This window comes from Pseudomonas syringae pv. cilantro (assembly GCF_001293775.1).
Classification (GTDB): Bacteria; Pseudomonadota; Gammaproteobacteria; order Pseudomonadales; family Pseudomonadaceae; genus Aquipseudomonas; species Aquipseudomonas syringae_P.
Window position 1 is genome coordinate 56405 of the sequence record NZ_LGLN01000093.1, and the last position, 7962, is coordinate 64366.

General features: G+C 58.2%; 7 protein-coding genes. 3 read left to right on the forward strand and 4 right to left on the reverse strand.

Annotated elements, in window-relative coordinates:
* Window positions 1–276: 276 nt before the first annotated feature.
* Together ABJ99_RS25165 and xseA are read right to left on the reverse strand one after the other, a co-directional pair.
* Window positions 277–1101 carry a M23 family metallopeptidase gene (locus ABJ99_RS25165; protein ID WP_054088105.1) on the reverse strand — a complete coding sequence of 275 codons (825 nt, stop codon included), beginning with the start codon at window positions 1099–1101 and terminating at the stop codon, window positions 277–279.
* 7 nt (window positions 1102–1108) lie between these two features.
* Window positions 1109–2488, reverse strand: a complete 1380-nt coding sequence (gene xseA, locus ABJ99_RS25170; RefSeq protein ID WP_162491533.1) for an exodeoxyribonuclease VII large subunit — start codon at window positions 2486–2488, stop codon at window positions 1109–1111.
* A 128-nt stretch (window positions 2489–2616) separates the two neighbouring features.
* On the opposite strand from xseA, the gene ABJ99_RS25175 reads away from it, so the two are divergent.
* From ABJ99_RS25175 to guaA, 3 genes are all read left to right on the forward strand, one after another.
* Window positions 2617–3165 carry a hypothetical protein gene (locus ABJ99_RS25175; protein WP_054088110.1) on the forward strand — a complete coding sequence of 183 codons (549 nt, stop codon included), beginning with the start codon at window positions 2617–2619 and terminating at the stop codon, window positions 3163–3165.
* A 94-nt stretch (window positions 3166–3259) separates the two neighbouring features.
* On the forward strand, window positions 3260–4729 hold the full coding sequence (guaB, locus tag ABJ99_RS25180; RefSeq protein WP_054088107.1) for an IMP dehydrogenase: 1470 nt from the start codon (window positions 3260–3262) through the stop codon (window positions 4727–4729).
* 123 nt (window positions 4730–4852) lie between these two features.
* The gene (gene guaA, locus ABJ99_RS25185; protein WP_003409133.1) at window positions 4853–6430 is read left to right on the forward strand and encodes a glutamine-hydrolyzing GMP synthase; all 1578 of its coding nucleotides are present in this window, start codon (window positions 4853–4855) and stop codon (window positions 6428–6430) included.
* 596 nt (window positions 6431–7026) lie between these two features.
* Here the strand turns inward: guaA and ABJ99_RS27870 are convergent.
* Both ABJ99_RS27870 and ABJ99_RS25190 read right to left on the reverse strand, forming a co-directional pair.
* Window positions 7027–7347, reverse strand: coding sequence for an ArsR/SmtB family transcription factor (locus tag ABJ99_RS27870; RefSeq protein WP_080378317.1), 321 nt, complete (start codon window positions 7345–7347; stop codon window positions 7027–7029).
* Window positions 7348–7558: 211 nt separating this feature from the next.
* Window positions 7559–7825: a Rossmann-fold NAD(P)-binding domain-containing protein gene (locus tag ABJ99_RS25190; protein ID WP_230081090.1), complete on the reverse strand. Its 267-nt coding sequence runs from the start codon at window positions 7823–7825 to the stop codon at window positions 7559–7561.
* Between the last annotated feature and the right edge of the window lie 137 nt (window positions 7826–7962).

A 7962-nucleotide genomic window follows, 5' to 3' on the forward strand; every position in this document is an offset into this window, starting at 1 on the left:
ATGCTAGCCAGGCAGTCGGGCGCTGACCAAGCTGAGGCACCGGTGTTGGCGCAACAGAATAAGGGTTTGAGAGGTTTTCATGAGGCCAACCGTAACCATTGGCATGGATGATGGCAAGCATTTGAAAAAGATTGGAATAAATTCTCGAAAAGGCGTTTTTAGCGATTTTTTATAGCGCAATACGACGCTTTGTATGCGGGTTGTTGTTGGGCGAAAGCGATGTGCGCAATGAGGGGGCAGGTGAGCGAGCGCCGTAACGCTCGCTCACCAACAGGCTTACGGCTGAAACGCGCCAATGAAGATCGCCGGATCCACTCGCGCATCATTCAGGCTGACATTCCAGTGCATGTGCGGCCCGGTTGCGCGACCGGTAGCACCGACTTTGCCGACCACTCCGCCGCGCGGGACCTGATCACCGACCTTCACGTCGATCTTCGACATATGGCAAAACATGCTGATAAAGCCTTGCCCATGGTCAACGAACACGGTGTTGCCGTTGAAGAAATAGTTGCCGGTCAGAATGACCTTGCCCGCTGCCGGGGATTTGATCGGCGTGCCGGCCGGCACTGCGAAGTCGAGGCCCGAATGCGGGTTGCGCTCTTCACCATTAAAGAAGCGGCGCACGCCGAACTTGCTCGACAGCGGGCCGTTGACCGGTTTATCCAGAATCAGATTGCTCGGCGTGCCGGGGCTGAAACTGCGATAGGCGCGCAGCTGTTCGGCCAGTTCGCCCTCGATACGCTTGTTGTCTTCAGGGTTGGGATTGACCTGACGCTTGTTCTTGAGCGTGATGTGCTGTTCCGGGTATTTCTTGCTGCCGACCGTGAAGTTGAGCGTGCGCCCGCCGGACGTGACCTGCTGGGTGCCCGGTTTGACGGTCAGCGGAATGCCGACGATGGCCAGCCAGCGCGTGCCCTGTTCCTTGACCACCAGCACCGGTTTGCCTTGATAGGTGGCAGTCGGTGCCTGGGCGCCCGTGCCCAGATCGATAACCGCCACACCGCCGGGCACCGGCTTGTCGAGTGCGCGAGAGATGAAACTGTCGGCGTAGGCGGGCAGGCAGAGCAGCAGGGCGAACAGCGGGGCGATAAAACGTAGCATCAGGCAGTCAGTCCAGAAGGGAGAGGGTCACGGGTGTGAGGTGATTGTCTTCGACGCGCACTTGCAGTTCGCCTTCACCCAGCCGGGCAGTCAGTCGCTGGCCTGTCCGGGTCTGTGCGGCGGTGCGGATGGCATGTCCTCGTTCGTCAAGCAGGATGCTGTAGCCGCGCCCCAGTGTCGCGAGCGGGCTGACCACATTGAGGGTCTGCACCTGGCTTTGCAGTTGCAGTTTGCGCGCCTTGATCTGCTCGCGCATCGCCCTCGGCAGGCGCTCTGCCAGCACGTCCAGCCGTTGGCGCAGGAAGGCCAGCGTGCGCCCAGGGTGCTGCGCAGTCAGGCGGCTTTCCATATGCGCAAGACGCACCTGCCTTTTATGCATGTTCTGCTCGAAAGCCCGGCGCAGGCGCATGTCCAGATCATCCAGACGCTGGGACTGCTGGCGTAATCGCTCGCCGGGATGGCGCAGTCGTCGAGAAATACCTTCAAGACGCAGGCGCTCGCGCATCAGTCGGTCCTGCATGCGGCTTACCAGCCGACGATGCAGGTTATCGACGCGACGATGCAGGTCGCTGGAGTCCGGGGCGAGCAGTTCGGCGGCGGCGGAGGGCGTCGGGGCGCGCACGTCGGCCACGAAATCGCTGATGGAAACGTCGGTTTCATGGCCGACCGCGCTGACAATCGGCGTGACACACGCGTCGATGGCGCGGGCCACGGCTTCTTCGTTGAAGCACCAGAGGTCTTCCAGCGATCCGCCGCCCCGAGCAAGAATCAAGGCGTCGAAGCCTCGGGCATCGGCCAGTTTCAATGCGCGGACGATCTGGTTGATCGCCTCGCGGCCTTGCACGGCGGTAGGAATCAGCGTCAGTTCGACACGTGGTGCGCGACGGCGGAATACGCTGATGATGTCGCGAATCACCGCGCCGGTCGGCGAACTGATGATCCCGATGCGTTGCGGGTGCAGCGGCAACGCGACCTTGCGCTCGGCGCTGAACAGGCCTTCATCGCTGAGCTTGGCTTTCAAGGCGTCGAACGCCAGTCGCAACGCGCCGTCACCGGCCGGTTCGACGGTGTCGAGGATCAACTGATAGTCGCCACGGCCTTCGAACAGCGAAACCTTGCCACGCACCTTGACCTGCAAGCCGTCCTTGAGCGCCTGACGCACACGCGCCGCGCTTTGCCGAAACAGCGCGCAACGCACCTGCGCGCCGGAATCCTTCAGCGTGAAGTACACATGCCCCGAGGCCGGGCGCGACAGATTGGAAATCTCGCCTTCGACCCAGATGCTGCTGAACACGTCTTCCAGCAGCACGCGCGCGCGGCCGTTGAGCTGGCTGACAGTAAGGACTTCCCGGTCGAGGCCGAGTCTTGCGAAAGGGTCTTTGATCATGTCGGGCATCATAATGGCAATGCCTGCGCAGCGCACGGGTCTGTAACGTGCCCGAGGGGATTTGACCTTGACCTGAAACGCTAGCCTATTAAGCTGCGGCCTTGAACAGCTTCGAGCGACGCTTCACCATGAACACCCAAAGCATCATCGTCCCGCAAATCTCCACGTTTCCCGGTCACGAAGCCCGTGCGCGGCTGATCCTGCGCTGGCTGGTAAAACTCAATGTGGTCGAGCCGGAACTCACCACTTGCGGACGCGCCTACAACAAAATGGCCTACGCGGTGGCCCCCGGTGCCCGCGCCGTCGTGAAAAAGCCCGAGGCCTTGCCGTTCGGGCAGCCGGTCAACGGGCTGGAGATCGTCACCAAGCGCTGCATTTTCACGCCGCTGAACGACTTTGCCGAAGAGGCCGGTTGCCCGGAGTGTCGCCGCGAAGTGGGGGAGGCGCTGTTCGACAGCCTGGAAGACTGGATGCCCGGGCATACCGACAATTTCACCTGCCCGGAATGTCGCCACGAAGACGATATAAACGGCTTTCTGTTTCTCGACGCCTGCGGGTTTTCCAACCTCGGTTTCATCTTCAATAACTGGCTGGATGCGGGGTTAACCCAGAGCTTTCTGGATGACTTCGCCGAACGTCTGGATCGCCCGGTGTCCTGCGTGCAAGTGCGCCTATAAACAGCTTCGATAATAGGCTGAGGTTTACATTGAGCCGGGCAGGGTGTGTGGGTATAATGGCGCGCTTCCAATTTCCCGCCCGGGAGCCCCCGCGATGCTGCGTATCAGTCAAGAAGCCCTTACATTCGACGACATTCTCCTTGTGCCCGGTTATTCCGAGGTACTTCCCAACGAAGTCAGTCTGAAAACCCGTTTGACCCGTGGCATCGAGCTGAATATTCCTTTGGTCTCTGCTGCAATGGATACAGTCACCGAGGCCCGTCTGGCAATTGCCATGGCCCAGGAAGGCGGTATCGGTATCATCCACAAGAACATGACCATCGAGCAACAGGCCGCCGAAGTGCGCAAGGTCAAGAAGTTTGAGGCCGGTGTCGTCAAGGACCCGATCACGATCGAAGCCGACGCTACTGTTCGCGATCTGTTCGAACTCACCCGCATGCACAACATTTCCGGCGTACCGGTCCTGCACAATGGCGACCTCGTCGGCATCGTGACGTCCCGCGACGTTCGCTTCGAAAACCGTCTTGATGTGCCTGTCCGCGAAGTGATGACGCCCAAAGAGCGTCTGGTCACCGTGCGCGAAGGCGCTGACAAGAACGAAGTGCGCGAACTGCTGCACAAGCACCGTCTTGAAAAAGTCCTGATCGTTGACGCCAACTTCGCGCTCAAAGGCATGATGACCGTCAAGGACATCGAAAAAGCCAAGGCCTACCCGCTGGCCAGCAAGGACGATCAGGCTCGCCTGCGCGTCGGCGCGGCAGTCGGCACCGGCAAGGACACGGGCGATCGTGTTACCGCACTGGTTGCCGCCGGGGTTGACGTGGTGGTAGTCGATACTGCTCACGGCCACTCCAAGGGCGTGATCGACCGCGTTCGCTGGGTCAAGGAACACTTCCCGCACGTGCAGGTCATCGGCGGCAACATCGCCACTGGCGAAGCTGCACTGGCACTGGTCGCTGCGGGTGCCGACGCAGTCAAGGTCGGTATCGGCCCTGGCTCGATCTGCACCACGCGTATCGTGGCCGGCGTCGGTGTGCCGCAGATCAGCGCCATCGCCAACGTTTCCGCTGCCCTTGAAGGCACAGGCGTGCCGATGATCGCCGATGGCGGTATCCGCTTCTCCGGTGACCTGTCCAAGGCCATCGTGGCTGGCGCCTCCTGCGTGATGATGGGCTCGATGTTCGCAGGTACTGAAGAAGCGCCAGGCGAGATCGAACTGTTTCAGGGTCGTTCCTACAAGGCTTATCGCGGCATGGGCTCGCTGGGTGCAATGTCCCAGGCGCAAGGCTCGTCGGATCGCTACTTCCAGGATTCGTCCGCAGGTGCCGAGAAGCTGGTGCCGGAAGGTATCGAAGGCCGTGTGGCCTATAAAGGTCCGCTGTCGGCCATCATCCATCAGTTGATGGGCGGCCTGCGTTCCTCCATGGGTTACACCGGCAGTGCCGACATCGAACAGATGCGCACCAAGCCCGAGTTTGTTCGCATTACCGGCGCAGGCATGGCTGAGTCTCACGTCCATGACGTGCAGATCACCAAGGAAGCGCCGAACTATCGCGTCGGCTAAAGCCTCCAGCTTCAAGCCCCAAGCAATCAGCTACAAGCGGTGGTTACGCAAATGTAACTACCGCATTGATTCCGACAACTTGCCGCTTGCAGATTATAGCTTGCAGCTGCTCAGAGAGTTTCCATGGCCCTCGACATTCACGCCCACCGTATCCTGATCCTCGACTTCGGTTCCCAGTACACCCAGCTGATCGCCCGCCGCGTGCGTGAAATCGGCGTGTATTGCGAGCTGCATCCGTTTGACATGGACGATGAAGCGATTCGCGAATTCGCTCCAAAAGGCGTGATCCTCGCCGGCGGCCCCGAGTCCGTACACGAAGCCGACAGCCCGCGCTGCCCGCAAGCGGTATTTGACCTGGGTGTGCCGGTTTTCGGTATCTGCTATGGCATGCAGACCATGGCCGAGCAGTTGGGCGGCAAGGTTGCTGGTTCCGAGCTGCGTGAGTTCGGTTACGCTCGCGTTGACGTAGTCGGCAAAAGCCGTCTGCTCGATGGTATCGAAGACCATATCGACGCCGACGGCCTGTTTGGCCTCGACGTATGGATGAGTCACGGTGACAAGGTCACCAAACTGCCGGAAGACTTCCACATTCTGGCCAGCACCCCGAGCTGCCCGATTGCAGGTATGGCTGACGACGCTCGCGGTTACTACGGCGTGCAGTTCCACCCGGAAGTGACCCACACCAAGCAGGGCGGTCGCATCCTGTCGCGCTTCATCCTCGACATCTGCGGCTGTGAAGCACTGTGGACCCCTTCGAAGATTGCTGAAGACGCCATCGCTCAGGTTCGCGCTCAGGTCGGTACTGACAACGTGTTGCTGGGCCTGTCCGGCGGCGTTGACTCCTCTGTGGTCGCGGCGCTGCTGCACAAGGCCATCGGCGACCAACTGACCTGCGTCTTCGTCGACAACGGCTTGCTGCGCCTGCACGAAGGCGAACAGGTTATGGCCATGTTCGCCGAGAACATGGGCGTCAAGGTGATCCGCGCCAACGCCGAAGAGCAGTTCCTGAACAACCTGGCAGGCGAGAGCGATCCAGAGAAAAAGCGCAAGATCATCGGCCGCACCTTCATCGACGTGTTCGATGCCGAGTCCTGCAAGCTGGACAACATCAAGTACCTGGCGCAAGGCACCATCTACCCGGACGTCATCGAGTCGGCTGGCGCGAAAAGCGGCAAGGCCCACGTCATCAAGTCGCACCATAACGTGGGCGGCCTGCCGGAAGAAATGAACCTCAAGCTGGTCGAGCCCCTGCGCGAGCTGTTCAAGGACGAAGTCCGCCGCCTCGGCCTCGAACTCGGCCTGCCTTACGACATGGTCTACCGCCACCCATTCCCAGGCCCAGGCCTGGGCGTGCGCATCCTCGGCGAAGTGAAGAAGGAATACGCCGACATCCTGCGTCGTGCCGACCACATCTTCATCGAAGAACTGCGCAAGGCCGACTGGTACCACAAGGTCAGCCAGGCGTTCGTCGTGTTCCAGCCCGTCAAATCGGTCGGCGTGGTCGGCGATGGCCGCCGCTACGCGTGGGTTGTGGCACTGCGTGCAGTGGAAACCATCGACTTCATGACTGCCCGTTGGGCGCACCTGCCTTATGAGCTGCTGGAGACGGTGAGCGGTCGGATCATCAACGAGATCGAAGGGATTTCGCGGGTGACTTACGATGTGTCGAGCAAGCCGCCGGCTACTATTGAGTGGGAATGATTGGGTGGCTGGTATTGTCCGGCACGATCTAGCAAAAAATGCCCTGGAGCCCGCGTAATTGCGGGCTTTTGCATTTTCTTGGCAGATTTTTGGTGGTGCCAAGTAGCTTTTTTTACAGTGCAGATCAAGGCATGCAGATTTAATTTTTGACTTGTGCGCCTACTTTATATCTCAAAAAAGCTGAAGTATTGCTATTGAGAAAAAGTTTCAAACTCAGAATTCTAGTTTTCGGGTCCTTTTGCTCTATCCAGTCAAGGCATGATCTCAGCAAATTCCAAGCAGTGAGAGTGTTGATTTGCTTGTTCTGTATTTTTTATTGAGAAGTCGTGTTTTACACATGCTCTGAATTGCAAATGCTCAAATTGGCACAGGATAAATGTGTTTTCTGCCTCATGTTCTATGGCTCTCGATTTAGTGTATGCCCAGACTCCGAGCTCAAGCGTGAAAAGCTCAAGTCCTGTTGTACTGTCCTCTGCTTCAAACCTCACAGTGTCCGCTAATTGACCTGAGTTCTCGCATGCTCTTAGTGAGTTTTTGACCGTTGCCTTACAAAGATTACTTGAGATTACTGTGACAGGGTAGCTCATCTCCATGCGTCATCGGCGTCCGCCTTTCTGTTCGTAATGACTGAGTATGCAATCAAGAAGTCTAGGAAAACGTAGTTCAAGTTCATCCCTGCGCAAAGCGTTCATGTGTGTGGAGCCTATGTTACGGGTACGTATCAGCCCGGCATCACGAAGCACCCTGAAATGGTGAGAAGCGCTTGATTTAGGACGCCCCCCGTCCAGTTCACCACACGTTGCTTCTGCGACGCCGGCAAGGTAGCGAACCATTGCCATGCGCACGGGGTCGCTCAAGGCATAGAGAATTCGCTCAAGAACGAACTCTTTAGCTTCTGGGTGTATGAATGCTCTCACGTTCAGCCGCCTTTGAATGAACTATAAAAATCACATCGTTGCCGCTTAATGGAAGTGGCGTTTCAGAGGTTGAATTCAGATGAGGCAGTTAGTTGCTCGTCGTCAGCCCGCTACCGACCCGTTACATTGGTGGGCAGGATTTCACCGAGCGTTAACTTTTGAGAGTCAGCGATCAGGAATCGAATGAATTTCCATGACGGCAATCGACTCATCATCTTTGTTGCTTGAAAACGTCCAGGTTTTCCAAGAGCCAGTCGGTTATCGAGCGCGGCGGGGTGCCGGTAAGGGCTTCGACGGTAAACGTCCGTTCTGTCAAAACGGAATGACAGAAAATAGTGTCAAGCCCCACCAGAAGTTCAGCTACAAAAGGTGAGAGGTTTTCGGCAATTAATGCCTTGTGCTGTTCTGCGGCGGACCGATGAGTATAAGCGACCGAGTGGCCTAACTGGCGCGATAACACTTCGGCAATCTGAGGCATTGTCCAGTTTCGAGGACCGGTCAAGTGATACGCACGTTGAGAACCCTCTGCTACATCCTCTAATTGTAGCGGCTTGCAATCGAAAACAGCCGTGCTCGCAATCAGCGCAATTTTCGGCTCAGATTAACTGCGACTGA